Here is a 24732-nt window from a genome sequence, read left to right as displayed (position 1 = left end):
CATACGCGCTGCGAGTCCTTGGCCAGTCATACGCCGAGCACCCCGCCTACCAGCAGGAATGGCGCCCATAGCCCTTCAAGGAGACAGGCCCTAGGGGCGAGCGGCACAGCTGGCTGTCTGCCTGGGGAACTTTCCTCGCTGGCATGGCAGCGCTGATGACGGTCATCACTGCCGCAGCATCAACCTACGTCGCGTATTCCACGTACCAGAATCAGCAGATTGAGGAAGGCAGCAAGGCATCACAGAAGATGGATCAGTATGTCCGCAGAATCACTCTGTTTGCCAGTGACACTGCCCCCAAGTGGACGCTCACGAATCGCAACCTGGACACCGTGGACTCTGTAGAGATCATCTATTGGATTGCCGCTACGGAAGAGGGAGCGAAAGGGGGATTGTACGTGAAATCACTTGGCATTATGCCACCCTGTACCGTTTGGACTATGGACTACAAGCCGTGGCCGAAGAACACGAAGCTGTACGGAATCACGGCCGCCTTCGACACCGCTGACGGCAGTTGGTCAACTGGCGCATCCGGGAACGTTGACAACGGGTTGCAGAAGTTCGCACGATCAGGGGGATGGATGGGCGGAGAGGGCCTTATAAAAATCGACGACGGCCTTCACCCCACTGCAAAGAAGGCAGAATTCTGTGCCTGACTAAACCGGCAGTCCCGCTACGCCTTGTGTTCGCCCCTGCTCCTTATGGAGTGGGGGCGTTCTGTATTGGGGACCGCCCGCACCAGCGCGGCCGGGTCCGCTTCCAGCCGCCGGGGGATCGAGGCGCTGAGCGTGAGGTGGTGGTACGTCGCCCGGAAGCCGTACGGAGCGAAAAGGGTGATGCAGGTCCGCAGCGCGCTGTGCCGGCGGCGGAGCGGGAGACGGGCATCGTGCACGTGCGCCCGGTGGGTCAGGAAGCTGGTCATTGTGTGGGCGCCAGGTCCAGTGCCCGTGCCAGGGCGGCAGTGACGCCGGCGGCGTGTGCGGGCAGGTGTTGCTCAGCCCAGTTCCCGGCACGTCCGAGGAAGGCCTGCAGATCCTGCTGGGCGCCCGCGACAAGCCTGCGTGCCTGGTCTACCGGCAGCTCGATCACCGGGCTGTGGTCCGTCCCGTAAGCGTCGAACGTCAGCCGGACCATGGTGCCAACGCGTTCGGCCATCGACGACGGATCGTGGCCGAAGGAGGAGCAGCCGGTGCCGTCGAGCACCTCCAGCCAGTTTCGCCAGGTCTCCAGGCCGTTGCAGCAGCCCGGGTCGACGAAGACGATGCCGGTGGCGCTGTCGGTCACCCGGAAGCCGCCGGCGGCGAACAAGTCAGGCATGGTGAGCAGCCCGTGCAGGAAGGTGCCGAGCGGGTCGGTCGGGCACGGTCCGTGTTCCTCCTCCGGCTCGAAGTCGTTGCAGGCTGCTATCTGCCTGACCGCTGTGCCGACCTCTTCCGGAGTGAGCTCCCCGTTCAGCACAAGGTAGCCGTATGAACCGTGCTCGCCAACCGGCCAGAGTGCGAAGTCGGCGGCGGCGGAGATCTCCAGAGCGGGTTGCATCACGATCATGTGGGGATGATGGCGGACCCACTGCTGCACCGCCACGGGCTTTCAGCTGGCATCGGCCTGGGCGAGGGGGAGGTGCTGCTGGCCGAGGCGGATCTCGCCCATGCGGTCGCTGCCGGCGATGTCGGATTCGTTGGTCCACTGCCACATCGGCAGGATCTCCTGTCCCAAAGAAGCGGCGGCGAGGAGCCGGTGGCTCAGGCCGTCACCGCCGTCCAGGGCGCACGTCTTCGGTCCGCCGCTGGTGCCCACACGGCACCAATCCGCCGTTCATGTCGAAACCTCGGCGTCATGGCCTCCGTTCACCCACACCGTGATGCCCTGGTCGTGCACGACCATGTTGCTGGGTGGAGCCGTTCCCAGGAGCGTGTGAGGGCGGTGCCGTAGAGGCGGGTGCCTGCGACGGTTTGGGTGTCCAGGGTGCCCCAGGTGTCGGGCTGTTCGAAGACAACCTTGCCGCCGTGCCAGGGCGGGCGGCCCCTGGTGTGAGGCTCCCGCAGAGGTGTCGGCCGGCGCTGGACGCGGTCCGAGCGCACCCGGGCCAGCATCTGCGCCGGCAGGTCCCTCCGTAGGAAGGCGAGGCGGGGCGCGTCGTATCCGGCGTCCGCGATGACGAGGACATTGGGGTCGCCGGTCTGCCACTGACCTGCGGAGACTGCCGCTCGACCAGGTCGCGCAGCTGCCGTGCGGTGGCGGTGGCGTCGGGCCGTAGCCAGCATGTGACGTCGACGGCCAGGACCAGCCGGCCGTCGACGGCTCGTGGCAGCGGCGAGGCCTGGGGCCCGCCGCATCCGGTCGGCGTCGGCCCGGCCCTGGGTGAGGGCTGCGTAGAGCCTGCCATGCCCGCGGCGGCATTCGCCCACGAGCGACAGCTCGGCCAGCGACCTCACCGGACCGTCACCGCACGAAACCGGGTCCGCCAGCTCGAACAGGGCATCCGAACGATCGGTCAGACAGGAGTAGAACTCGCCTCGGAAGCGACCCAGTTCCGCCAGCGGATCTCGCCGGGCATTGTGATGCTGCAGACTCATCCTCACGGCCTTCGCGCTGGACGTGTGTGTTCCTTGGTCGGAGCACATGTTCAAACGAAGACCGCTTCTACGTCCGGCGGATACCGAACCGAGTGATCAAGTACGACGCGCCGTTCGAGGAGGGCTTCTACCGGCGCTGCGGGGACCCTGGCCCGCAACGAGTAGACCAGTCGCCGGCCGGTGACAGCCGCTCTCCACTGGCCTGGACGACGACAAGCCTGCCATCTTCAACAGCGATTCGATCCCCGGCAGCAAGGAAGAGCGGGCTCGCCAGCTCGAAGGCGTACCCGTCGTCAGTCTCGAGGTCCTTCACCAGTGCCAACCGTGGGGTCGGTGTGGCTCCGTCAGCTACCAGGCGCATACCGAGATGGTCGCACGCAGTATGAGGTCGCCTCGCCCCCTTTCAGCGGCTGACCTACGGCCCAGACGTTAAAGATCAAGCTAGGCCGTGTTCTGGAAATCGGCTCTGCGCCTCGTCCCGCATCGCGGGCGGGCGGCCTCCGGTCTTCGACCGCGAGGACTACAAAGCCCGGCACACGGTCGAGCGCGGGGACCAACCGGCTGAAGCGCAACCGGGCGGTCGCCACCCGGTTCGACGAACTCGCCGTCCGCTTCGAGGCCACCGTCCTGATCGCCGCGATCGGCGAGAGGTATGACCGGCCTGCGCTGTCGGGTTCTCATGCCATGCTGACCGCGACCAGGGGGCCGACAGGGTGAGGGAGAGACCGCGATGGGGGCTCAGTACTACGCCGCCGACAGCGAGAACGGCGACCGCATCGACGACCCCTCCGAGGGGTGGGAGTGGCTCGCCCCGGCCGTGTACATCCGTCAGGTGCGTGGGGCGCGGATACTCACCGACCGCTCTTGGTCCGTATCGGGTCGGGTCCGCGGGGCTGTGCCGCCGGGGTTCAGCCGGCCTGGCGGGCGAAGGGCCGGACTGCCCGCCGCGTGATGCCAATCCATGCAAATATCGCATACGGGATACTAGGATCGCAATCATGATGGGTACCGAGGAAGTCCTCAGGCTCACGGTCGCGGCGCTCATGGCGCGGACGGGCGAGCGACAGAATGACTTGGCTGCCGGTCTTGGGCAGTCGCAGGCGCAGGTGTCCCGGAAGCAGTCGGGCCGGGCGCACTGGTCGCTGGAGGATGTCGACCTCCTCGCTGCGCACTACCGGCTGCATCCGCTCGACCTGTTGGCCAGTCCCACGCATGCGGCCGGCGTGCTGCACGGCTCGCTCTCCAGCCTCCAGCCGGCCGGGGCCCCTTCGCCTCCTGCGGCCGCCGAGCGCCCGTCCCCGCCGGCGGCCACCGTCCTCGACGAGGAGGCCTCCACCGTTGCCGCCGTGGAGCGCGAGCGCGCCGGATCGGCCGACACCCTCGTCCGCACCACCGGCCGCAACCCCTCGCCCCCTGTGCCGCCGGAGCGCCCTGCCGCTGTGCCGGCGGCCGGGCCGTGCGTGCTGTGCGGGCAGCCCGCACAGCACGAACTCGACGGGTTTCCGCAGCACTTGACCGCGGAGGAGTGCGCGGCAGCCGTCGCCGCCGCCAGCACCCGCAGGCCTCCGCCCCGGCCGCGGTCCCGGCCGCGGAGGAGGTCCCGGCTCCTGCGGCTCCCGTCGGCGCGCCGCCGGCGGGCGTCGAGACCCCGGCCGCTCCGGTTGCTGCGGCCGAGCCCGTCGTACCGGCCCCGGGCGCGCCCGCCGAGCCCGCGGTCGCAGCGTCGCCGGCGCCGCGGCGGAGTGCGCCCGGGTACGCCTCCGGGTCGCTGGTGGAGCAGATCACCGGCCGCATGCACGACGTGCTCCGGCGACATGAAGGCCGCGCGGGCCGAGCTGATCAAGATGGCCATTGCTGACGTGATGACGCTCCTCAAAGCGTCCCGGGTCGGCGGCCGGTACGAGTATTCGGAATTCCCGCCGACGCAGGAAATCCTGAAGAAGAAATCGGAGAAAGGAGCGGACGAGATCTGGGAGGGCCGTCCGAAGTGGCGTAACCCCGAGTTGTTCGCGGCGGCCAAGCGCGGCGAGGAGATCGAGGTGACCGCCCTCGATATGAACGCTGCCTACCTGTCCGCGATGAAGGCGTGGCTGCCGATCGGCCAGCTGCGCGAGGACACCAGCGGCGTCCACGACCCGAAGAAGGCCGGCGTCCACCTCATCACCCCCGCCGGCTGGGACCACAGCGACCTGCCCAACCCGCTGGGCAACCGCATGGAGCCCGGGGAGCTGTGGGTCAGCGAGTCCACGCTCCGCCTGCTCCTCGACTGCGCCCGCCAGGGCCTCGCGGATGCCCCGGTGATCCACCGCTCCCTCGTCTCCGGCGCCTCGGAGGCATTGCTGGAAAAGCTCCGCCGGGCTCTGGCCGAGTCCCGGAAGACCGCTCTGGCCGCGGGTGACGATCTGACCGTCGCCTACGTGAAGGCCATGTACTCCAAATTCGTCTCCACCATCGGGGAGTCCAGTGCTAACCGGGAACTGCGCCGCCCGGACTGGATGCACATCATCCGCGCGAAGGCCTTCGCAAATCTGTGGATGAAGGCCCACAAGGCCCACAAGGCGGGACTTCAGGTTGTTGAGATTTCCGGCACCGACGAACTCCACGTCGTGGGAGACTGGCGCCCGGTATTTCCCAAGGGCCGAGAGCTGAACCAGGTCAAGGAAAAGAACACCTATGTTCGGGGAGGTAAGCGCTGATGGCAGGGTCGCCCGACCTGTGGTCCCGATGGGGAGAATTCGGCAAGTTCAACACCCGGGGCATGAAGGGCGGCGAGGCTCTGATCCTGGAGCTGAACCGGATCGTCTACTCCTCCGGTATCGCCTCGCCTGTCACCTCCAAGCGAGGCCTCAACGCCCGTCTGCGCTACCTCGACAGTCCGGCCGGCCGTGAAGCGCTGAGGGAGCAAGGTGTCACCGCCCGCACGATCCGCTCCTGGATGCGCGGCAAGTCCACCCCCACCCCGGCAAACCGCGAGCGCATCGACAGCGCCTACTGGCACCGCCGCCGGGAGAACCTGATCCGCTCCGGCTGGCTCAAGCGCCACCTGGACAACGACGGCCGCGGCCGCCGCATGGAGATCTACCCCGTCGACCAGAGCCACGTACCCGCCGAACGGCTGCGCCCCACTCTCCAGCAGCGCTCCATCACCGTCCGGTACATCTGGGGCGACCTCGTCGACGCCTGGGCCGCCCAGGACTCCGACACCGTTGATGAGATCTGGGACGACGTCATCAGCGACCTCGACTCCGACTACAACGCCTACGCGCACGTCTCGTCGGTCGGCATCGGCGCCTGACCCACCGAATATGCAGCACGCCCCGTCCCCGGCATCTGCAATGCCGGGGACGGGGCGTTTTCGCACCGCAGCTACGGCCACCATCCAGCGCGCCCCGTTGCGGGGTCCCGGAGCTGTACTCCGGGACCCCGCAACGCGTTCAGCCCTGGTCTCCCTCTGCGTCGCGGCGCCTGCGATAGCGGCGGACGCCCCAGACCACCAGGGCCGTGATGACGGCCGTGATGAGGCTGGAGGGAAGCTCCGTCAGCAGCCCATGAGCGAGAAGACCGAGCACCGTTTCTTCGTTGAACATGCCGTGCTCCCGGGTGAGTTCTGTTCGGACTCCATCAGGTTCGAGTCCTCAAAGGCCGCCAGGACGATCTCTGACAGCGGGCCACAACTCGGTACGCAGGCCTACGTGTTAGGACGCGATAATCTGTCCGTCGGACAGAAATGGACACCACCGGACAGCCTTCGGAGCGCGCGTGCCCAAGCTGACAGCACCGTCCCTGCCACCCGGGCCCCTGCAGACCCTCAGCCTGGAGCTCCACGCCCTCCACCGCCGTGCCGGATGGCCCTCCGTCCGCGACATGTCCCGCGCCCTCGGCCACGGTGTCGCGAGCCCGAGCCGAATCCACGACGCGTTCACGCAGCCGCGCCTTCCCGCCTGGGGACTTCTTGACGTCCTTGTGACGGTGCTCGCCGGGAAGACCCCCCGGGCTGACCCCAAGGCAGAAGTCGAGCGGTTCCACGCCCTGTGGGACGACGCGGCCTCCGATGATCCGCTGCCTCCCGCTGATAGCTCTCCGGAACAGGCCGGACAGTACGTTCCGCCTCCACCGCCGCTCAGGGTCCCGGCACCCGCCATTCCTCCCCCCACGGAGAACGAACGAGGCGAGCGGCCCGGTCTCGCGGATGACGGGGAGGGCGGCAGGGAGGACCGCTCAGAGAGCGTGCCTGTGCCACCCAGTCACTCGCATCCCAGCGTGCCCCAACCGGAGGGAACGGAGCTCGGGCGCCACATTGACCCCGTCCGGAGGAGCACTCGGGACAGTGAATGCGAAACGCCTCCGTGGCTCCTCGGAAGGTGTTTCTTCAGGACCGCATCCGCGCCCTTGACTCTTTGCTCGGTGTGATCGGGGTGCACCTGGAAGCCAGTCGGCTCCATGCGAAGAGTCCCCAGGAGGAGCACGAGCTGTTCGTAAGGTACGAGCACCACGAGGAGCTAGTTGGACGATTGCTTCAGCTGTCCGCAAGGCTTGAGAGGATCGCGCGGGACGGCGACCACGATGCTCTGGAGAGCTTGGAAGGGCAGCTGCTGCAAATCCATCTCTTTACCGATCAGCTAAGGCAACTGACTCTCCGCCGATAAGAGCGCTGAGGGTGGGTGGAGCCGTCAGGACGGCCAGCTGAGCCGGCCGTCCACGACGGCCGGGAGAGACGTGGGCATCTCGTCGGTGACCCAGGCGAACTCCAGGGCCGCGAGCGTGGCTCCGCGGTCCGTCCAGACGAGGATCTCGCCGGCGTAGGCGCCGGATGGGTCATGGACGTGCGCGTCCACGGGCACGAGCTCTGTCGGCAGCGCTGCATGCTCGCAAGGTTCCCGGACCCGCAGATCGACGCTCACGGAGTCGGGGCCCCAGACGGCGGTCACCTTGGTGCGGTGCAGCTGATTCCGCAGTTGCGACGCGCCATCGAACTCCGCCGACAGGATGTGTTCAAGTACTGCACGCTCGTCGGCGTTCAACGGGCGCGGGTCGATGGAAAGTGGAGCCATGCGCCCATTCTGAGGGGGTGATGGCACCAGCCCAACGCCCCGGCAACCGTCGCCGGGTGGCTGGCGGCGGCATCGTGATCGTTCATGCCCGGGACCGCCACCATCTACCTCGCTGGCCTCCACATCGCCGCCATCATCAGCTGGTCAGCGAGATGATCCGGAAGGGACGTCCAGCGGCGATGCGCGGTCGCAATATCCTGCTCAGTCGTCGAACCACACGACAAGGCGCACGTTGTCGTCGCCGTGCAGTTCGGCGAGTTCTTCCATGGCTTCCCATACGGGTTGCCACTCGCCGGTTTCGGTGACGGCATCTCTGCGGCGGATGGTGACGGATCTGTAGAGCGTGTCCCCGACGAGCCACTCACTTCCTTCGGGCCACTCCCGCATCTCGCCCGCTTTGAGACCGACAGCCTCGGCGAATGCGCCACTCCAGGAGGCCTTCCCCGTCATCCTGAGCCCGCTCGAAGTCTGGCGGTATTCGTGAAGCCGACGGTCGGGCTTCGCTGCGGGCTCGTTCCAGTCGACAGCCTTCACCTCGGCCCACGTGATCCACGTGGTGCTGTGAAAGCCGTCCTCGCCGTACCAATCGGTCAGCTGGGCGAACCGCGCACTCACGGCGGCCGAGGCATCAGCGGGGAACCCCCTGCCTGCGGCCAGGGGGCGAAAGTTCGCATAGTTGCGGACCCCGAAGAGACAGCCGAACGCGTCGTAGTTACGGACATCATCGATCAGGGAGCTGAGGTCGTGTGCGCTGTACCAAATCGGCTCCTGATCGTCTTGCGGCGCCCGGTACTCGATGAAGCCGCTGATGTCTGTACCCATGCCAGGCATTCTCCCGACGCCGTCAAATGATTTCGTCGAGGGCTCGCTCGCTGACACCACCAGCAGACCGCCGATCACGCCCGGCACCATCCTTGCCGCGCATGGCTGCGCCACTGACAGGTTCTCGGCAGCCGGACGTCCCGCACCACCTGGTGAGGGACGTCCGGCCATGGGAAGGGCCGGAGACGGGCAAGGCCAGCGGCCGTGGCTCAGGAGTCGTCGGGCCCGGCGCGGACGACGAGGGCGATCAGGACGAGCAGGACCGTGGCGAGCTTGATGACGTCGGCGGCGGGCCAGCCAGCGTTGACGGCGAGGACGAGGACGGCGACGACGGCGTAGGGCCAGGTCTTGCGGGCGGGCTTGGGCGGGCGGGGAACCGGCATAGGAGACACCTCCGGAAAACTTGGGCCGTTTAGGTGACTCCAATGTGACGGGGCATGAGATTGTTCGGTGGGGCCCGGTTGTGTCGCCGCAGGTGGCGGGCCGGTTTTCGTGGACAACCGCCAGTTGTCCGTAGGCGGAGCGGTGGGGAGGGGCGGTTATGGCACGGCCGTTGAGTGAATTGAAAGGGCGCACGGAGCAGGCCGACGACCTGGCCCTGTGGGTGCGCAAGGTCACCAACGGGGTTCAGGTGCGGGAACTGGAGAGGCTGTTTTCCCACTCCAAGACGTCGTGGACCGGGCTGCGCAACGGAACCCGGCTTCCTGACGAGAAGCTCGTGGACGACCTCGTCGACAAGCTGATCCGTGAGCCCCGCCTGCGCGAATCACTCCGCCGCGAAGGGCACACGCTGCGCCGCGCGGCGGAGGAAGCGGAGGAAGACCTGAAAGCCGGCCGCCCCCTCGCGGCCCGGGTGTCCGAGAGGCGTTCGGAAGCCGCCACCGCGCTTTTGCGTCTGGACGACGCCCGGCTCCAGCAACTCGAGGCCATGCGGCGCCTGGCCACGTCCGAGAAACGGTGCGTGCAGCTGGAGGGCATGGTGTCCGTCCTGCAGGACCAGTGCGTCCAACTGCGTGCCGAACGCCACAGGGCCCGACAGCAAGCACGGGCTGAGGTCGAGCAGCTCCAGCGTGCTCTGGAGCGTTCCCAGGAGCTCCACCGGCAGGCCGACGCCCAGCTTGCACACGCCCGCCGCGCGGCTGGCCACGCCTATGAACTACGTGTGGTGGCCGAGGAGAAGGCCTCGCAGGCCAAGGCCGCGGCCCGCCACGCCCTGGACGACGAACCGGACACCAACGGCGCCCTCCTTTCTCCGGAGGCCCTCGAGCCGGTCCTGCCTCCTTTGGACCGCATGGCCGACGCCCTGGACCAGGCTGCCGCCGAGCTTGCCGAGCAGGACCAGGAACTCAATGGGCTCCGTGAAGACCTCGGCCTGCACCACCATCCCGCAGACACCTCCGGGCCCGTTGTCGTCCAGGGGACAGCCGTCGCCGCCCACGTGGCGGCGGCCTGCGAGACGGGCGAGTCCACTTCCGCGCCCGCCGCAGACCACCGTCCTGCCACCGACGTCCTCGCTACCTCACAGGACATCTCTCCGGCGCCGGTCGCCGTTGTCCCGGACAACGCAGCCAGCCGCAAGGACAACGTCCTGAACAGGATCTTCTCCAGGAATAAACAGCGATCGCTCACCACCCCGCTGTCCGAAACCAACACCCTGTTCGAGCTCAGCTGGTCGCTAAGACTTCTGCGCGCCAGAGCTGGCCGTGACGTCTGGACTTTGGAGCGGATGGCCCAAGCCGCCTGGGGAGACACAGCGGTCGCGGAACAACATGACCGTATCGCCGCCTGGCAGAACGGCGCAGAACTGCCGGCCCCTCGGCCTGCTTTCCTTGCCCTGGTGACCGCTCTGGGAGCTGACGAGGAGGAGCGGTCCGCGTTTCTGGCCGCCCACGAGCGCACTGAGACCTTTCTCGAAGGTAAAGGCCGCCGCCTACTGATGATCACGGTATGGATACTTGTCCCCCTCTCCGCTCTGGTGGCATCACTCACCACAACTGCCATCGGCATCGAAGACCTGACGCCTACCAACACACGGCTCGGAGGCGCTGTAATGCTGAACCTCCTCCTCACGGTGGGTGGAGGAGTCGTCTTGCTGTATATCTCCAGAGGAAAGCCGTTCGTGCGGCAGGTGCAGTTCTTTACGGTCATTCTTGGAACCTGGATTGTGTGCGCTGCGCTGACAGAGCAGTTCGGTACCGCCGCTGGCCTGTGGCTTGCCGATGTCATCGGCATCTTGTGAGACACCGCCATCCCTGTCTGGTCCCCCTTCCGGCACTACGGTTCCGGGTCACGCTTACCACTGTCGGCTGTGGTTGGTTTCGCCGGGGCGCCTTGGGGGTGGGGTGTGCGGCCCGGATCGCTGTATGCCGTTATCGGCGATCCGGGCAGGTGACGGGGCCAGTCGCCGACCTTGTTGAGGAGGTGGCTGACCACGGCGCGGACGGGCGCAGGACGGGCTGTCCCGGCACGTCCCGCATCAAGATCGACCTCGCTCTGATCGGCGCGGCCGTCTCCGGCGCGGGAGACGGCCTCAGGCGGTGCCGGCGCGTTGATCCGGAAGCCGGCGGCCAGGAGCGCCTCGACGGGATCCGCCACCCGCGTTCGTCGTCCTGGAGGCACCCCGGCAGGTCTCCGGCTTCCCATCGCCACCAGATTCTCCCCTCAGTTATTTGGGGGTAGAGCCGAAATGTGTCAGTGCCCCCCTTCGGACCCCGCATGAGGCAGCGCCCGCGGCGGCTGGCGACCTACGCGGCGACGGCGGTCGTGCTCGCGCGGCGCGTCTCCTAGCGCGGCAGGTTCGGAGTGCCGTGCTCGACGTTCCGCTGCTGGTCTGGATGCTCGGTGAGCACCAGCTGGACGGCGGCCGCGTGCTTCTTCTCGCTGCTGGTCTTCTCCACGCGCTCGATTCCACCGAAGCCGTCGCCGAAGTAGGTGCCGATCGCGATGACGGCGGCCGCCGACACGACTGCGTACATGAGCCGCTCGCCCTTGGAGTTCTGGTGGGTCGCGGTGGGAGCCGGCGCTGTCCACTGGTAGACCAGTGCGCCGATCACCAGGGCGAGGAGGAGGAAGAAGCCGCTGATCAGGTCGAACCTGATGTCGAGCGACGTCGCCTCCCGTTCAGTGTTGGCCGCCAGGATGAGACTGCTGGCGGCGAGGGTTACGTTCAAGATGGCCCCTTGGGTCCGGGGGCCCGCCGCCAGGACTGGACATCTTTGAGGCGGGCCCCTGCTCACCGGACCCACTGCGGGCCCGGGCTCCACCTCTTCGCGGGAGAAGCCCGGCCCTCGACAGCACGAAGGCCCAACTTTCCTTTGAAGAAGGGAAGCGGGCCCAAGACCCGTATACATGAAATTTCGGGGGTTCGCATTTCGTGCACCCTTCTTGATCTCGCCACAACAAGGTCTGTAAACGGGGTAGTTAGCCACCTTTGTCATCTTCGATTTGGAACCATATGCCCTAACTACTTGCTGGTAGGGAGTCGAAAATCAGTCACACGTGCGGCCTTTGAGGGTCCCGTCAAAGCACCAGACGCCCGACATGCCAAGTACCGAGACCCGCAAGCTCCGCCCCCGCCTCTCCGCATTGGCCCCGTACTGCCGCGCGCGGCGCGTCGCCTCAGACGCCGTTGAGGCGACCGGCACGGCACCGGCACGGCACACGTCGGCAGGCACCGCTGGCCGCCCGAGGAGAACCCAGTTCGTGACTGCCACTCCGGGCCGCGTGATCTCCGGTTCCACGTTTCTGCCGTCGGATGGTCCTCGGCACGCGAGGCCGAAGCCGGTGCGACCGACTGTGCTCCCGGTCCGGCCAGTTGCCGAGAACGCCCTCTAGGAGAACGCCGACGTGGCCGAGGTGCTGCCATTCCGCCGACGGTGACATACGGCGGAGAGTCGGATAGGTGGAGGTCGACCAACAGCTCCTCGACGGCCAGGTAGAGGTGAGTCTTGTCTATCTCGTCCACGACCATTCGTCTGGTCATGACCCGGGCTTGAGGAGCGCTGCGGAGATCGCCACCACAGCGACGGCGATCGTGAGAGGGATGCCGGTCCGGGGCCGGGTGTAGGCGAGGAGCGCGAGGCCGCAGGCTACGATCCCGGTGACGACGATCGCGAGCAGGTAGACAGTCTGGGTCTGAGTCATGGTGCTGGTCCCTCCAACGTTAGGAAAAATGGGCGCCCACTGGGCTGGGTGCACTGGCCACGTGGTGTGGGCAGCACCGTGGAGGACCGGCCGGTTAGGCACGCAACTCCTCTCCGGGTTGTGTCGGGGGGTCTGTTCTCGCGCGGCACGTTCTATGGCGCGGCGGATTCCGGAGCTGTTGGCCTCGCCTTGGGGAGTGAAGCTCCTATAGATCGTCAAGCTGATCTGTTGGGTCCGTAGGATGCGTTTGTGGCTCGGTTCGATGAGGTGAAGGCGACGTTCTGGGGCGAGGGCCTGTATGGGGTTCAGCCATCGCTGACCGATGCGGTCGTGCAGGATGCCGAGCGGCGGCTCGGTGTCCGCCTGCCGGCCTCGTTGCTGGAGATCCTGCGAGTCCAGAACGGCGGCCTGGTGGCGGAGTCGTGGAACGCGTTCCCGACGGACGTGCCGACGTCGTGGAGCGAGGACCACGTTCCGCTCGACGACATCATGGGCATCGGCCGTCACGACTGCCAGCCGTCTTTGCTGGACTCGGGCTATCTGGTTGAGGAGTGGGGTCTTCCTTCGCCTCTGGTTCTGCTGTCCGGTGAGGGTCACTGCTGGATCGCTCTCGACTACCGGACCTGCGGCCGGCTCGGGGAGCCGTCCGTGACGTGGTTCGACGTGGAAGACGGCACGGAGCTCCCGCTCGCGACGGACTTCACGGAGTTTGTCGAGCGGCTGACTCCGTCCGCATCGTTCGACCTTGATGACGCGGACGGCAGCCGGTCGGCGTCATGATCTGGCTCCGGCCGAGCCTGCCGTGTTCAGGATGCTCGTGCTCCTGAGGTGCCTGTAGATCTCGCGGGCGACGAACCGCTTGAGGCACCGCATGATGTCCTTGGTGGACATGCCTTCGGTGGTGCGTCTGGCGACGTAGTCCCGGGTTCGTTGGTCGTACTGCATGCGGACCAGGAGGATGGTGTGGAGGGCGCTGTTGGCGTTGCGGTCCCCGCCGCGGTCGATGCGGTGAGGGTTGGTCCGGCCGGACGAGGCGGGGACCGGGGCGGCGCCGCACAGGTGCGCGAACGATGCTTCGGACCGGAGCCGGTCGGGGTTGTCTCCGGCGGTGATCAGTAGCTGGCCCGCCGTCTCCGTGCCGACCCCGGGCAGTGCGACGAGGCTCGGTGCCGCCCGGGTCACAATGGGAGCCAGGTCCGCGTCAGCATCTTTGATCTCCTGCTGAAGGGCCTGGTAGCGCCGGGCGAGGCGGCGAAGTGCCGTCTTGGCCGCGCAGGCCGGGTCGGTGAGGTCACCGGTGGGCCGGGTCCGGGCGAGGGTGTCGATCAGCACGCTGGTGGGCAGCCCACGCAGCTTTTCCCGCAGGGCGGAGGGCGCAGTGACCATAAGAGCGCGGATCTGGTTGATGGTCTGCGTCCGTGCCTTGACCGCGCTCTTGCGGACGACACGCAGCGCGCGGATCGCTTCCACGACGCCGTCCCGGCTCTTCGGGGTTCCGCTCGCGCGGCCGGACAGGACGGCGGTGGCCGCCGCGTATGCGTCGATCGGGTCGGACTTGCCGTGGGCCCGCCGGGCCTTTCGGTCCGGCCGGTCGACCTCGACGACCGTGATGCCGCTGGCCGTGAGGAACCGGGCGAGTTCGGCGCCGTAGGCGCCGGTGCCCTCCATCCCGACCGCGATGACCTCGCCCTGGGCACGCAGCCAGGCCAGCAGTTTCTCGTAGCCGGCCGAGTTCGTTTCGAACGGCTGCGTGTCCACGTGGCGGCCGACCGAGTCGATCACTGCGGCTTGGTGGACGTCGGTGTGGGTGTCGATTCCGCCGATCACCGCTATCTCGGGCGCTGTCATGCTCGGCTCTGCCGTCCTTCTGTATGGGTACCGGATCGGCGTGTGCTGCCCGGGCCGACGGACAAGACAGTGATGAGGCTGGTGGCCGAGCTCCTATGAGGTCACGGACACCCGCGAGCACACACGGTGGCATCCCTCGAAGGCCGACGATTCAATCCACGGACAGCCAAAACGTCAGTCAGACCCGGAGTCAGGCCCTCGAGGGATGCCGAGTACATCCTCACTGTCAGACCCGGCTCGTACGGTCGTGAGCACGAGGGCCGGGACCTCTTCCCGGCCTGCCGGGCGTACGGGAGCGGGCCATGGGTGAGATCACCGTCAGCGCACAGCACATCGACCACTTGGTCCCGGATCCGGCGAGCGCGTACGGCGCGCCCTACATGCAGGCCTACGCCGCCCTCGCCGCCTCGCACCGCGGCTGGCCGACCGCCGAGCTGCTCCGTGGGGCTGCCGACGCCGCTCTCCTCGGCTTCACCGGTGCCGACCTCGTCGAGCAGGCCCGCGCGATCAGCACCGGCGCCCGCTACGAGCTCCGCGTCCGCGTCACCGGCCCTTGACACCACAATTCCGGTGCGCCGCGGTCCCTGCGCCGCGTAGCCTGCCGGGGGTTCCTCGTCGTCTAGTTGGCCAAGGACGCCGGTCGCCGGTTCGCCGGAGCTGGAAACCCGGGTTCGAATCCCGGCGGGGCCGTTCACACTCTTCCTCTGTTGTCGGTCGTGCGATCACGGCGGGAGTTTGCTTAGCCTGAGGTCAGAGCCCAGGGGGGCCGTCCTTCGAGGAGTGCGACTCGATGCCGCGAGCCATGTGGAACGGCGCCATTAGCTTTGGTCTAGTGACCGTGCCGATCACTCTGGAGCCGGCGACTGAGTCGCGTGATGTGCACTTCCGGCAGGTTCACCTGGAGGACGGCGGGCGGGTCCGGTATCAGAAGCGGTGCGAGATCGACGGCCAGGTCCTGACCGAGGACGACATCGGCAAGGCGTACGAGGTCAGCAAGGACCAGTTGATCCCGATCACCGAGGACGACCTGTCTGGGATGCCGCTGCCCACCGCCCGCGCGGTCGAGGTCGTGGCGTTCATCGCCGCCGGCGACGTCGACGCCGTCCAATTCGGCCTGATCGGGGGGGGCAGACGGCGGAGGGGTTCGTCGCGGCTGTGGTGGGGGTGGGCTTCCCAAGGGTCGTGGTTCCAGGTGAGGTCGCGGCCGATGATGACGCCGGAGTGCTGGTATTCGAGGCCTTGTGCGGTGTAGATGCAGCCGATCTGCTCGTGTCTGCCGGTGTGGGTGGCCTAGAGCTGGTTGTGTGTGGGGGCGAGGGGCGTCCGTCGTCGGGGTGGGTGAGGGCGGCGACAGCGTTCCAGGCCGCGTGCCAGGTCCGGGTCTCGGCGGTGGGATGTGTGCCGGGGACATCGATGGTGATGTCGAGGGGGAGTGTTGTGGCGCCGCGAGGCGGGTGCGGGACCAGGGCCAGCAGAACCCGGCGGTGGTGCGGGCCGGGTTTCCGGACGCGGGAACACCGGACTTCGTACAGGCGAGAACCATTACGCCAGTATCAGAGGCATCAACCGACACGACCTGTACAGCGGTCAACTACGTTCACAGACAAGCCAGTTCAACGGAGGGAAACGACAGGCTGCCCGTCATGCAGACCAGACGACCGTGCCACCGAGATGATCTCCGCCTACGAAATTCTTGCCATAGCCAGCTGAGGCCGTACTCCGACACAGCTGCTCCCCGCACGTGCCGGGATGGTCCCATCTGGGCCGGCGAGATCGGCACCTACGATGGCTGCTCCCCGCGCGCGGGGATGGTCGTCCGTCCGGATTGTTCTTCGGCAGGGAGTTTGGCCTGCTCCCCGCTCTACGATGAGCTGGGCCACTTCTGTGGTGCCTTCTGTCAGAGGTTGTCTCTACCCTGGCGTGATGACACGGCCTGGGTTCAAGTTTGCGTACCTGCAGCCGCTGTTCGAGGACGTGGAGCAACTGCGTGGAGAGGGTGCCTACTGGCAGTTGCCGGCACCGCAGCCGTCGAGCAGCCTCGCGACGGACGATGCACCGTTGGGCATGTACTCCGCGTCCACGCTTATCCGGAGCTCCTACAGCGCGGGGATCGCCCACGCCGATGCGCTGCGCAGGCTCGTGCATGCCGGAGAGGTAGACCCGCAGAGCCCGTGGACCCTGATGCGCGGAGCGCTGGAGAACTTCGCCACGGCCGTGTGGATCCTGGGCGGCTACGACCGCACGGAGCGTCGCCGACGCACCCTGGCTCTGTGGCGTGAGGACATGCGCAACCGGGCCCAGCACGAAGAGGACACAGACCATCAGCCAGGCCCCGGTGGAAAGACCGGTCGCGAGCGCCGCCAGGACATAGCCGACCTCGCCCTGTCCCTCGGCATTCCCACCGCCTCCCTCAGCAAGCCAGAGGCGGGGAAGCTGTCGAGGACGCCGGCCTGAAAGCCCGAGAGGTCTCCGCCGCCTGGCGCGCGGCGTCAGGGTTCGCCCATGGCCGGTACTGGCCCAACCTCCGGGCATCCATGCCCATCGACGCCGTGCGCAGCGGCCCCGACCACTATCTGATGGCCTTGGTCATCGACGAGGACCAGCACAGCCCGCTGACACGGCATACCCGGACGCTGCTCCACCGACTTCACAACAGGCACCAGGCCAGGGCGACAGCCCGCTGACCACGCAGCGAAGCCCACCAGGCGCCGACGAATCGGGGCGCTCTCGCACACAGGGCTTGGTCAGACCCAGTCCACGCCCAGTTTCGCGAGGGCGGCGAGCTGTTCGCTGAGTTTGTCACGACGGGTTTTGGTGTTGGAGATCCGTACGCCGAGCTTGACGGTCACCGGCTCCGCCTCGCCCTCGACCGCGATCTCCTCGCCGTGGGCTCGCGGCACCGGCCGTTCCGCGCCTTCCCGCTCCATCCACTGCGCGAGGGCGGCTACACCCCTCTGGAAGGCCGCTGCTGCCTTCCCCGACGCCTTCCCGGCACCACCCTTAGCTGCCGGGGCAGGGGCGGGCCGCTCAACGGGCCTCACGCCCAACCCGGACAGCCGCTGCTGCTGCTCCTCGGAGAGCTGTTTCCAGGTGCCCGGGTTTTTCTGGCGCTCCAGCCATCGTCCGATGTCATCGCCGTCCATCAGTACGCCAGGCTGGATGTCGGGCAGCACTCCACCGGCCTCGTCGGCGGCGAGGTCGGCGAGGACGTGGTGGTGGCGTTGCCAGTCGAGTGGCCAGGGGCAGTTCCAGTCCGGGGCGATCGTGGTCAGCTGTGCCGCGCGCCGTGGCCCGCTGAGGGTCTCTGCCGAGGCCGTCTTTGCGGCGGAGGTTTGTGAGGAGTTGTCCGACAGCCAGGACTTGTCCGGCCGATCATGTGCGGAGCCAGATCGCGACGGTTGCCGCGGTGGCGGTGCCGAGGAAGACGTAACCGCGCTTGTCATAGCGAGTGGCGACCGCCCGGAACTGCTTCATGCGGTTGATCGCCCGCTCGACGGTGTTGCGCTTCTTGTAGCGGTCCTCATCGAAGCCGGGCGGCCGTCCGCCACAGGCGCCCTTGTGCCGGCGGGCCGCCTGGCTGTCGGTCTTCTCGGGAATCGTGTGGCGGATACCCCGCCGTCGCAGGTACTCGCGGACGGGGCCGTTGCTGTAGGCCCTGTCGACCGCAAGGCTGTCGGGCTTCTTGCGTGGTCGTCCCTGGCCCGGTCTGGGGACTCGGATCTTCTCCAGCACCGCGATGAACTGGGTGCAGTCTGCCCGCTGACCTGGTGTGACGATGAGGGACAGCGGACGGCAGCGGCCGTCCGCGCTCAGGTGGAGCTTGGTGGTGAACCCGCCGCGCGAGCGGCCCAGGCCCTCGCCTCCAGTACCACCTCTACCAGGCGGGCGTGCAGACTCTGCCACGGCGCTTCGTCCTGATGTTCTGGCTCCTCGGCCCCCTTTGAGCCGGGCGCCGGCAGTGGGTCGGTGCGAGCGCCGGCCGCGTGTTGATGCGCGCGGACGATGGTGGAGTCGACCGAGATGTCCCAGTCGATCTCGCCTGCGGCGTCGGCCGCCGCCTGGACCTGTTGGAGGAGGCGTTCCCAGGTGCCGTCGGCCGACCACAGGCGGTGGCGTTCGTAAACGGTCTTCCATGGACCGAACCGTTCGGGCAGGTCACGCCACTGCACTCCGGTCCGCACCCGGTGCAGGATCCCATCGATCACCTGTCGGTGATCTCGCCAGCGGCCACAACGCCCGTTGCTGACCGGCAGGAATGGCCGCAGCAGTTCCCACTTGGCATCACTCAGATCACCCCGCCCCATGCTCGCATTAACGGCTGGGGCATACCGGCCGTCACGTGACCGGCACGACATCCTCGCCCTGGCCGACCTTCAGCCTGGAGAGGCGAACCCGGCGGGTCGGCAGGTCGATTTCCGTGACGACGACGGTGACCTTCTCGCCGACCTCGCAGTTTTTCACCGGACTCACCGCAGGCTGACCGGGGGCTTCTCTGAATGGGACCAGCCCGGCGATCCCGTCTCCGAGGTCGACGAAGACGCCGAAGGGAAGCACCTTCGCCACCGTCCCACGGAGTTCCTGGCCCACCGGCGTGCGGTCGGCGAAGGCCCGCAGGGGGTCGGGCTCCAGTGCTCTCAAGGAGAGTCTGGCCTCCAGGTTGTAGGTGTCGAACTGGAGGAACTCGCACGAGACCCGCTGGCCTACGTGAACGACATCGGTGGGAGCGTCGAGGTGCCGCCAGGACAGTTCGGGGATGACGATGAACCCGACACCGGGGAAGAGCGGATGGGCAGGCCCGTCGTCCAGGTCCACGAAGACCCCGAACCGCTCGATCGCCGCAACGGTGCCAGATAAGATGTCGCCGCGGTGCAAGGTCTCCAAAAAGGCCCAGAGTTCCGGGCTCTCAGACTGCCAATCCATACCGTCACCCTGGCACACGACACCGCGGGCCGACCATGAGCTCGACAGACTAAAGCCCCGCCGTGCCCCAACAACCGGAACCATGATCGGCCGGACAAGTCCTAGCTGCTCCCCGTCTGCCGCGCCTTCGCCCCAGACGGCGTTTTGTCGGGATGCGAGGTGTCCGTGCGCACGGTGGTAGGAGCGGAGTGCGGCGAGTTTGGTTTCCCAGGCTTCGTCGCCGGGTTCCCACACCATGCCGGCTGCGATCTCTCGGTTCTGTGACAGTGGAGTGAGAGACAGCGTGGCTTGGGGGTCTTGATGCGCTGGTCATGGGTTGTTTCAGAGCTGTGGGGTCACTGTCCTGGAAGTGAGGGATCTGCAGGGCGTCGCTGTCATGGAGCATTATCGCGGGAGGGGTGATGCTGTCTCAGTTTCGTGAGTTCTGATGCCCGGGCCACGCTGCCGTGAGATCGGAGAGACGCGAGGTACGACGAGTCGGAGGCCGCAGGCCGGCTGGAGGGTGCTGCGGCGAGCCGCAGGCATTCAGACCATGGTGAGTTGTTCGTGTTCGGGCAGGCCGAGGTGCACGATCCGGTTTTCGGGGAGGACCTGGGCGAGTTCGCGTTCTTCCGTGGCGCTCCGGGCCAGGATAGCTCACCTTTGAGGGCCGGGCAGGCTGCAGCGAGGTCGGGGCAGGGGAGGACGATCCCGTACAGGGTTCGCCGGCGGTCTCTGGCGACGAGCGGGACCCCGTAGGCGTACTGCGGCCAGATCTTCAGTTCTTCCGAGATGTCCAGCCGCAGGCTCGACGTCCGCCACGCGTACTCGGCGACGGCCGGGAGCAACTCGGTCTGCTGCTTCGACGACAGCCGCCCCCACCACGCACGAGCCGTCTGCAACGCCTGGCGCTCCCGCTCCTCCTTCTCGGCCTGCTCTCGGGCAAGGCGCGCCGCACGTTCCACCCGTTCCCGCTCCCGCCGTGCGTCATCCTCCGCCCAGCGTGCCTCCATCTGTTTCATGAAGACGCGGGTTCGCTCTTCCTGCTCTAGCCGGCGGCGCTCTTCCTCCGCGGCCCTGCGTGCCCGCTCCTGCTCCGCCAGCTCCTCGCGGCGCCGCGCCGCAGCTTCCTCCCGCTCCGCCTGCGCGGCCTCCTGCCCCTGCCTCATCACCTCGTGCCTGTCCTGATCGGTGACCGACCTCTGCGACGTCCACCACCGGTCCCGCGTGAACCGCCGCTGCTGACCGTTCACCACCCGGTACACCCGCCGGTACCTGGGCAACACCCCGGCAGGGACGACCTGCCCCTCCAGCGCCCAGCGCACGAACCGGTCCAGCGGTTCGTTGCGGAACTCCCACCGGCCCGCCCGGTACCCGAACCCGGCGAGCCCGTCGTCCACCACCCAAGGCCCTGCGGAGGGCGCACCCGGATCGCCGGCACCGCGCTGATCCACCGAGGCGGCCGCGCCCCCGAATACACCCAGCACACCCGGATGCCCTCCTCGGCGTATCGGTCGGTGCGCGCCTCGATGTCGTCCAGGGTGATCGGCGACAACTGCGCCTCCCATGCCATCCGCACCGCATCGTCCGAAGACGACGCCATCACATCCGCTCGCCAGGAACCGTCCTCGGCCGGCACCTCCAGGGCCGCGAACCACCCGGCCGCCCGGATCGCGCCCGCCATCTCCAGCTTGAGCATGTGGTGCTCCCACGACTCGTTCGACAGCTCACACGACGGGGGCCGGTTCGGATCGTGGCAGAAGAACCGCACACCAGACCCCGAGACCTTCGGGTGCACACCCCAGGCGCACTCGGGGCAAACGAGCGGAACACGAGGACGGACCTTGTGCACCTGGCCCCAGGGCATGCCGCGTCCGAGGTCGGGGAGGGTGGAGTCGAGGCGGCCGAGATCAGGGTGCAGTGCGGTGAAAGGCATGAATCGCATCTCCTGGCAATCCAGCATGAGGACAGCGAATCCGACACGCATCGGATATCAGAGGCCACTGACAACGGCTCTCCAGCAGCATGGAGGCCGGAGAGGATCGCCCTGCCCGGCCTCGGTGGCTACTGGAACAGCCCCTTGAGGAGGCCCCACAGTGTTCTGAGCCAGTGGGGCGGGTCGGCCATCGCCACTTCCGTCACAGGGCCCATGAGTGTCTTCGCGACGCCCTGGGCCGTGCCCTGGGCGGTACCTCGGACTATTGCTGCGGGCACGTCGGCTCCGACGGACGTCTGCTGCGAGGCGGGCGTGGGGCCCGCCGACTGGACCGGCACGGCGACGGTTGCGTCGGCGGCCACGGCGCCGTCTTGTTGAGCGGGCGCCGGGCTTGACGGCTGAGCGTGGGCGACCACGTCGTCGCCGACGGCATCCTGATCGCCCGAGCAGCGCTTTCCCGCAACCGGCTCCGAACGGGTCTCCTCCATGCCGGTGAGCCGGCCGACCACGGTGCCCAGCGCGACGGCAGTGGCCTCGGCCCTGTCCGGGAGCAGGGGCGGCATCGCGGTGCCGGCGCTCGGCCGGTACCCGCCGGAGTGGCCGGTAGTGCCCTCCACGGGATGCTCCAGCTCGCGCGAGCGGTCGCTGTCGCGGCGTGCGGTACGGCTGGTGACACCGAGCTGCCGGGTGAGCCCGGCAGCGGACCGCTCACGGCGCGTCCGCGACAGCGACGACGAGCGCAGCGTCCGAGGAGGAAGGCCGTTCGGCGTGGCTTCAGGGCGACCCTTTTTCCACGGCCCGCCCGCGCCCCGCACCTGGCGGGTCAGGTACGGGGCACAAGGCGGGACGGTGTCAGGGAGCTACCACCAGTTCGTGCACAGCGGGGGACCAGCGGGTGCCAGCGCTGCGCAGGCGCGGAACTTCCAGGCGGACGAGCTGCTGGTGTTCTTGGCGGCACTCGTCTTCGGGGTGTCCTGGGCTCCGACGACGAAGGGGCCGCACTGCAACCAGCTTGAGCCTCCGTTGGTGGTCCAATCCATCCACACCTTGTCACCGGGGAGGGTCCATCCGTCGATCTTGGCCCAGCCACGCTGGACACCACCGAGCGTGGCGTACTGGATGCTGATCCTGGTGCCCCCGCCGATCGTCCGCTGAGTCCCGACCGTTCCGCTGAGGTTGTCGGGAATGTCGACGAACCCGTTCGCGCCGCCTTCGCAGTCGGCGGGACTCGCTTGGGCCGGCCCGCTGACGCCGAACACCGTCACGCCCGCCGTGACTAGGACTCCGGCGACCACCGTGGCCGTGCTGCGCATGATATTTCGCATCAGTTCCCCTACTTGCATGGGCGAATGCTCCGATCCGCACCAGTCTGCGGGTGAGATCGGCGGCACAGAAGTATACTTTTGGACGATTGCGGACTATCCGGCAGAGGTCTTGAACTCCCTGACCTACCAGCGCGTACCGGCCGTGCGAGGCGGGCCTGCTGACCGGCCCGTACGCGCGCAGCAACTTCTCCAGGCGGTCGCGGTGCTCCTCCACGAACGCCTCCAAGAGCTCGATGTACCCCGCGCGTTCCTCATCGCCCACCGCGCTCAGCGCGGCGTCCAGGAAGCCCGACCCGTCCGGCCAGTGGCGCGTCCGAGTGGTGCGGCGTCTTCAAGACCGATGTGCTGAACGTCTCCGCCCTCGGCCGGGCGTGTGGTGTGCGTTGTGAGGCCGTTCCCGCCCCGGGCCCCGGCCGGTTGTCTGATCATGATCCGGATCCTGGAATCCGCCGCGGCCGTCACGGTCGCGCTGGTCCTGCTGACCGCTGGCGCCGCCCAGGCCTCCATCGCCTCCTACAACCACGCCGCGAGACTGCGCGCCCACCTGCCAGGAGGCCGAGGTTCCCGCAGGGCGTCGTGGCCAGGCTCCGGCACAATCCAGGCTCGAGATCGTGTCCGAGCGCTCCAGTTCAGCCGCCGGTGCAACGGTGCGTGACGGTCAAGAGCCCAGCCAACTCGGATCTTCCAGGTGGTGCGCGTCGACCCCCAGATCCTTGGAGGTCGCACAGACGGCTTCCACCACGTCCGCGAGGTCTTCGCTGAAAACGATGGTCCGCGTAGAACGGATCTGGGTCTTGCGGGGCGGATAGAAACTAGGGGGTGGCACGCTAGGGCCTGCTTTGTCCGTTTCGGTGAAAGTGGTTGGGGCGGGGCTGCTTGTGCGGTAGAACTGCAGGTCAAGCAGACTGCTCCCCGCACGCGCGGGGATGGCCCCAGGCTGCGCAGCACCGTACCGTCGGACCAGGACTGCTCCTCGCACGCGCGGGGATGGTCCCGAATCGGCCGAGGAAATCGACCTGGCCCGCGGCTGTTGGTGCCGTGTTGTTCTTGCACAGGAGACCACTGTGTCCGGTGTTGCTTCCTTGCCCGTATGCGGTTTGCACATACGGGCAAGGGGCTGGTGGCACTTGCGTTTTCCGTATACGCAGGCAGGGGGCTGTGGTGTTTGCGTTTTCTGCATACGCGGTCTGGCATCTCTGATGCCCGCGCCCTGGCCTGTTGCAGTTCTGGCTGTCCTGCGGGGGTCTGTGCACCGAGTACGGTGCCTGTCGCGTTCACGACTCCTCAGGGCCGGCCGCAACGCTGCGCCCCAGCCCGGCGCTGCCGGCTACTGGCCCCTGCTGTGCCCTGGTGGTGGCCTTGCTTCGTCTTGCGGTGGCTCCTGTTGTCGCTCCGTTCGCCTGGGTCCGGGCGCGTGGCGCTGTGCACTTTGGGTGCTGGGTTGGTGGTGCGGGGCCGCGGGCCCTGTGCTTCTAGCTCGTCTCGTCCTGGAGAGGGGCGGTGCTGGGCGTGTGTGATGGGCTGTCTTATGTGCCTTGTGCAGCGGGTGGTGATGTGACGCTTGGAGTTCTGGGAGTGCTGTTTTTGCGTTTTCGTCATGTGGCTGTCTGGTGATGGGGGTTGGTGGTGGACGCAGCTCTGCGGTCTCGGCCTCGGTTTCTGAGCACCGTGCGTCCAGCCCGGAGGCACCGCTTTGATTATTCTCGGTCTAGACCACCTGATGATCTGGATGCGCTGCTAGTGTTCACTGATAGTGACAGCTCTCTAGCGGACTGATGGGACCCCGCGTGCCGACAGAGCCGATCTAGACGCCTCCTGATGCTTTCACGAGACAGAATGAAGACGTCCCGTATCGGCCGGCCCGCAGGGGACCGGCATCCTGCCCCAGTCACCAACAGACCATCAACAACGCAGAGAAACATGCCAGTTACTGCAGCATAGGCCGCCGCAGGCGGGCACCGAACCACACATCAATCCCCACCCCATGACCCGCACCCTCGACTCACCGCACCACCCCGCAGACACCGAAGGTGACTGCCCCTCAGGCAGCCAGCCGAGCGCCGCGCAGCGGCGCCGCAGCATGGGGAGTGACGCAGTCACTCCGCGTCGTGTCTCCGCAGGAGACCGCGCGC

23 protein-coding genes, 1 tRNA gene and 4 pseudogenes are annotated in these 24732 nt (G+C 67.5%); 10 read left to right on the top strand and 18 right to left on the bottom strand.

Translation table 11 applies throughout. The annotated features are described in order from the left end of the window. Positions 1–8: 8 nt before the first annotated feature. Both ACF09E_RS35560 and ACF09E_RS35555 read left to right on the top strand, forming a co-directional pair. On the top strand, positions 9–71 hold the full coding sequence (locus ACF09E_RS35560) for a hypothetical protein (protein ID WP_392206104.1): 63 nt from the start codon (positions 9–11) through the stop codon (positions 69–71). Positions 72–143: 72 nt separating this feature from the next. Beyond that, on the top strand, positions 144–656 hold the full coding sequence (locus ACF09E_RS35555; protein ID WP_392210442.1) for a hypothetical protein: 513 nt from the start codon (positions 144–146) through the stop codon (positions 654–656). 262 nt (positions 657–918) lie between these two features. Here the strand turns inward: ACF09E_RS35555 and ACF09E_RS35550 are convergent, their stop codons facing one another. From ACF09E_RS35550 to ACF09E_RS35540, 3 genes are read right to left on the bottom strand one after another with little or no spacing between them, the layout of a single operon-like run. After that, positions 919–1548: a hypothetical protein gene (locus ACF09E_RS35550; protein WP_392210440.1), complete on the bottom strand. Its 630-nt coding sequence runs from the start codon at positions 1546–1548 to the stop codon at positions 919–921. 42 nt (positions 1549–1590) lie between these two features. After that, on the bottom strand, positions 1591–1797 hold the full coding sequence (locus ACF09E_RS35545; protein ID WP_392210438.1) for a hypothetical protein: 207 nt from the start codon (positions 1795–1797) through the stop codon (positions 1591–1593). A gap of 50 nt (positions 1798–1847) precedes the next feature. After that, positions 1848–2576, bottom strand: coding sequence for a transposase (locus tag ACF09E_RS35540; RefSeq protein WP_392210437.1), 729 nt, complete (start codon positions 2574–2576; stop codon positions 1848–1850). Between the two features lie 998 nt (positions 2577–3574). Here ACF09E_RS35540 and ACF09E_RS35535 point away from each other — a divergent pair. Next, positions 3575–5272 carry an acyltransferase gene (locus ACF09E_RS35535; protein ID WP_392210435.1) on the top strand — a complete coding sequence of 566 codons (1698 nt, stop codon included), beginning with the start codon at positions 3575–3577 and terminating at the stop codon, positions 5270–5272. After that, entirely contained in the window at positions 5272–5871 is a 600-nt protein-coding gene (locus ACF09E_RS35530; RefSeq protein ID WP_392210433.1) for a hypothetical protein, read from the top strand. The genes ACF09E_RS35535 and ACF09E_RS35530 overlap by 1 nt, the downstream gene beginning before the upstream one ends. Before the next feature lie 139 nt (positions 5872–6010). Here the strand turns inward: ACF09E_RS35530 and ACF09E_RS35525 are convergent, their stop codons facing one another. The 4 genes from ACF09E_RS35525 to ACF09E_RS35510 all read right to left on the bottom strand — a co-directional run bounded on the left by ACF09E_RS35525 (position 6011) and on the right by ACF09E_RS35510 (position 8832). Beyond that, a complete protein-coding gene (locus ACF09E_RS35525) occupies positions 6011–6163 on the bottom strand; it encodes a hypothetical protein (protein WP_392210431.1) in 153 nt (50 codons plus the stop codon). Between the two features lie 1083 nt (positions 6164–7246). Further along, positions 7247–7627, bottom strand: a complete 381-nt coding sequence (locus ACF09E_RS35520) for a hypothetical protein (RefSeq protein WP_392210429.1) — start codon at positions 7625–7627, stop codon at positions 7247–7249. 201 nt (positions 7628–7828) lie between these two features. After that, positions 7829–8527, bottom strand: a complete 699-nt coding sequence (locus tag ACF09E_RS35515) for a hypothetical protein (protein WP_392210427.1) — start codon at positions 8525–8527, stop codon at positions 7829–7831. 131 nt (positions 8528–8658) lie between these two features. Beyond that, on the bottom strand, positions 8659–8832 hold the full coding sequence (locus ACF09E_RS35510) for a hypothetical protein (protein WP_392210425.1): 174 nt from the start codon (positions 8830–8832) through the stop codon (positions 8659–8661). A 158-nt stretch (positions 8833–8990) separates the two neighbouring features. Between ACF09E_RS35510 and ACF09E_RS35505 the strand changes: the two genes are divergently transcribed. Next, a complete protein-coding gene (locus tag ACF09E_RS35505) occupies positions 8991–10688 on the top strand; it encodes a hypothetical protein (protein ID WP_392210423.1) in 1698 nt (565 codons plus the stop codon). A gap of 544 nt (positions 10689–11232) precedes the next feature. On the opposite strand, the gene ACF09E_RS35500 is transcribed toward ACF09E_RS35505, so the two are convergent. Continuing rightward, positions 11233–11619: a hypothetical protein gene (locus tag ACF09E_RS35500; RefSeq protein ID WP_392210421.1), complete on the bottom strand. Its 387-nt coding sequence runs from the start codon at positions 11617–11619 to the stop codon at positions 11233–11235. Positions 11620–12427: 808 nt separating this feature from the next. Then, positions 12428–12592 carry a hypothetical protein gene (locus ACF09E_RS35495; protein WP_392210419.1) on the bottom strand — a complete coding sequence of 55 codons (165 nt, stop codon included), beginning with the start codon at positions 12590–12592 and terminating at the stop codon, positions 12428–12430. A gap of 249 nt (positions 12593–12841) precedes the next feature. Between ACF09E_RS35495 and ACF09E_RS35490 the strand changes: the two genes are divergently transcribed. Beyond that, on the top strand, positions 12842–13372 hold the full coding sequence (locus tag ACF09E_RS35490) for an SMI1/KNR4 family protein (protein WP_392210417.1): 531 nt from the start codon (positions 12842–12844) through the stop codon (positions 13370–13372). Here ACF09E_RS35490 and ACF09E_RS35485 read toward each other — a convergent pair. Then, positions 13367–14440: an IS110 family transposase gene (locus ACF09E_RS35485; RefSeq protein ID WP_392210415.1), complete on the bottom strand. Its 1074-nt coding sequence runs from the start codon at positions 14438–14440 to the stop codon at positions 13367–13369. The genes ACF09E_RS35490 and ACF09E_RS35485 overlap by 6 nt on opposite strands. A gap of 302 nt (positions 14441–14742) precedes the next feature. Here ACF09E_RS35485 and ACF09E_RS35480 point away from each other — a divergent pair, with 302 nt between their 5' ends. From ACF09E_RS35480 to ACF09E_RS35465, 4 genes and pseudogenes are all read left to right on the top strand, one after another. Beyond that, entirely contained in the window at positions 14743–14997 is a 255-nt protein-coding gene (locus tag ACF09E_RS35480; RefSeq protein ID WP_392210414.1) for a hypothetical protein, read from the top strand. A gap of 50 nt (positions 14998–15047) precedes the next feature. Next, positions 15048–15130, top strand: a tRNA-Arg gene (locus tag ACF09E_RS35475). A gap of 100 nt (positions 15131–15230) precedes the next feature. Next, positions 15231–15539: pseudogene (locus tag ACF09E_RS35470) on the top strand (Ku protein); the annotation flags it as partial. Positions 15540–16363: 824 nt separating this feature from the next. Beyond that, a complete protein-coding gene (locus tag ACF09E_RS35465) occupies positions 16364–16894 on the top strand; it encodes a hypothetical protein (RefSeq protein ID WP_392210412.1) in 531 nt (176 codons plus the stop codon). Between the two features lie 290 nt (positions 16895–17184). Here the strand turns inward: ACF09E_RS35465 and ACF09E_RS35460 are convergent. The 8 genes and pseudogenes from ACF09E_RS35460 to ACF09E_RS35425 all read right to left on the bottom strand — a co-directional run. Then, a pseudogene (locus ACF09E_RS35460) lies at positions 17185–17800 on the bottom strand (helicase associated domain-containing protein); the annotation flags it as partial. Positions 17801–17812: 12 nt separating this feature from the next. Then, positions 17813–18744, bottom strand: a protein-coding gene (locus tag ACF09E_RS35455) for an IS5 family transposase (protein ID WP_392210410.1) whose coding sequence is annotated in 2 segments (ribosomal slippage) — positions 17813–18346 and positions 18349–18744 — 930 coding nt in all. Because the reading frame shifts where the segments join, the coding sequence is not laid out codon by codon here. 31 nt (positions 18745–18775) lie between these two features. Further along, positions 18776–19360: a S1 RNA-binding domain-containing protein gene (locus ACF09E_RS35450; RefSeq protein ID WP_392210408.1), complete on the bottom strand. Its 585-nt coding sequence runs from the start codon at positions 19358–19360 to the stop codon at positions 18776–18778. A gap of 117 nt (positions 19361–19477) precedes the next feature. Then, positions 19478–19603 (bottom strand): annotated as a pseudogene (locus tag ACF09E_RS35445) (helicase associated domain-containing protein); the annotation flags it as partial. 131 nt (positions 19604–19734) lie between these two features. Continuing rightward, positions 19735–20826: a hypothetical protein gene (locus tag ACF09E_RS35440; RefSeq protein ID WP_392210444.1), complete on the bottom strand. Its 1092-nt coding sequence runs from the start codon at positions 20824–20826 to the stop codon at positions 19735–19737. Positions 20827–20873: 47 nt separating this feature from the next. Beyond that, positions 20874–21206 (bottom strand): annotated as a pseudogene (locus ACF09E_RS35435) (competence CoiA family protein); the annotation flags it as partial. A 197-nt stretch (positions 21207–21403) separates the two neighbouring features. Next, the gene (locus ACF09E_RS35430; RefSeq protein ID WP_392210407.1) at positions 21404–21892 is read right to left on the bottom strand and encodes a hypothetical protein; all 489 of its coding nucleotides are present in this window, start codon (positions 21890–21892) and stop codon (positions 21404–21406) included. A gap of 243 nt (positions 21893–22135) precedes the next feature. Further along, positions 22136–22600, bottom strand: coding sequence for a hypothetical protein (locus tag ACF09E_RS35425; protein WP_187283810.1), 465 nt, complete (start codon positions 22598–22600; stop codon positions 22136–22138). Between the last annotated feature and the right edge of the window lie 2132 nt (positions 22601–24732).

Origin of the sequence: Streptomyces sp. NPDC014891, from assembly GCF_043081085.1 — a bacterium.
Classification (GTDB): domain Bacteria; phylum Actinomycetota; class Actinomycetes; order Streptomycetales; family Streptomycetaceae; genus Streptomyces.
This window is presented reverse-complemented; position numbering and strand designations above follow the sequence as displayed.

What these genes read in the sequence shown, in the direction of transcription:
- ACF09E_RS35555 (WP_392210442.1), top strand. Translation starts at nt 144, where the DNA reads ATGGCAGCGCTGATGACGGTCATCACTGCCGCAGCATCAACCTACGTC.
- ACF09E_RS35550 (WP_392210440.1), bottom strand. Translation starts at nt 1,548, where the DNA reads ATGATCGTGATGCAACCCGCTCTGGAGATCTCCGCCGCCGCCGACTTC.
- ACF09E_RS35540 (WP_392210437.1), bottom strand. Translation starts at nt 2,576, where the DNA reads ATGAGTCTGCAGCATCACAATGCCCGGCGAGATCCGCTGGCGGAACTG.
- ACF09E_RS35535 (WP_392210435.1), top strand. Translation starts at nt 3,575, where the DNA reads ATGATGGGTACCGAGGAAGTCCTCAGGCTCACGGTCGCGGCGCTCATG.
- ACF09E_RS35530 (WP_392210433.1), top strand. Translation starts at nt 5,272, where the DNA reads ATGGCAGGGTCGCCCGACCTGTGGTCCCGATGGGGAGAATTCGGCAAG.
- ACF09E_RS35525 (WP_392210431.1), bottom strand. Translation starts at nt 6,163, where the DNA reads ATGTTCAACGAAGAAACGGTGCTCGGTCTTCTCGCTCATGGGCTGCTG.
- ACF09E_RS35520 (WP_392210429.1), bottom strand. Translation starts at nt 7,627, where the DNA reads ATGGCTCCACTTTCCATCGACCCGCGCCCGTTGAACGCCGACGAGCGT.
- ACF09E_RS35510 (WP_392210425.1), bottom strand. Translation starts at nt 8,832, where the DNA reads ATGCCGGTTCCCCGCCCGCCCAAGCCCGCCCGCAAGACCTGGCCCTAC.
- ACF09E_RS35505 (WP_392210423.1), top strand. Translation starts at nt 8,991, where the DNA reads ATGGCACGGCCGTTGAGTGAATTGAAAGGGCGCACGGAGCAGGCCGAC.
- ACF09E_RS35495 (WP_392210419.1), bottom strand. Translation starts at nt 12,592, where the DNA reads ATGACTCAGACCCAGACTGTCTACCTGCTCGCGATCGTCGTCACCGGG.
- ACF09E_RS35485 (WP_392210415.1), bottom strand. Translation starts at nt 14,440, where the DNA reads ATGACAGCGCCCGAGATAGCGGTGATCGGCGGAATCGACACCCACACC.
- ACF09E_RS35480 (WP_392210414.1), top strand. Translation starts at nt 14,743, where the DNA reads ATGGGTGAGATCACCGTCAGCGCACAGCACATCGACCACTTGGTCCCG.
- ACF09E_RS35465 (WP_392210412.1), top strand. Translation starts at nt 16,364, where the DNA reads ATGACACGGCCTGGGTTCAAGTTTGCGTACCTGCAGCCGCTGTTCGAG.
- ACF09E_RS35450 (WP_392210408.1), bottom strand. Translation starts at nt 19,360, where the DNA reads ATGGATTGGCAGTCTGAGAGCCCGGAACTCTGGGCCTTTTTGGAGACC.
- ACF09E_RS35425 (WP_187283810.1), bottom strand. Translation starts at nt 22,600, where the DNA reads ATGCGAAATATCATGCGCAGCACGGCCACGGTGGTCGCCGGAGTCCTA.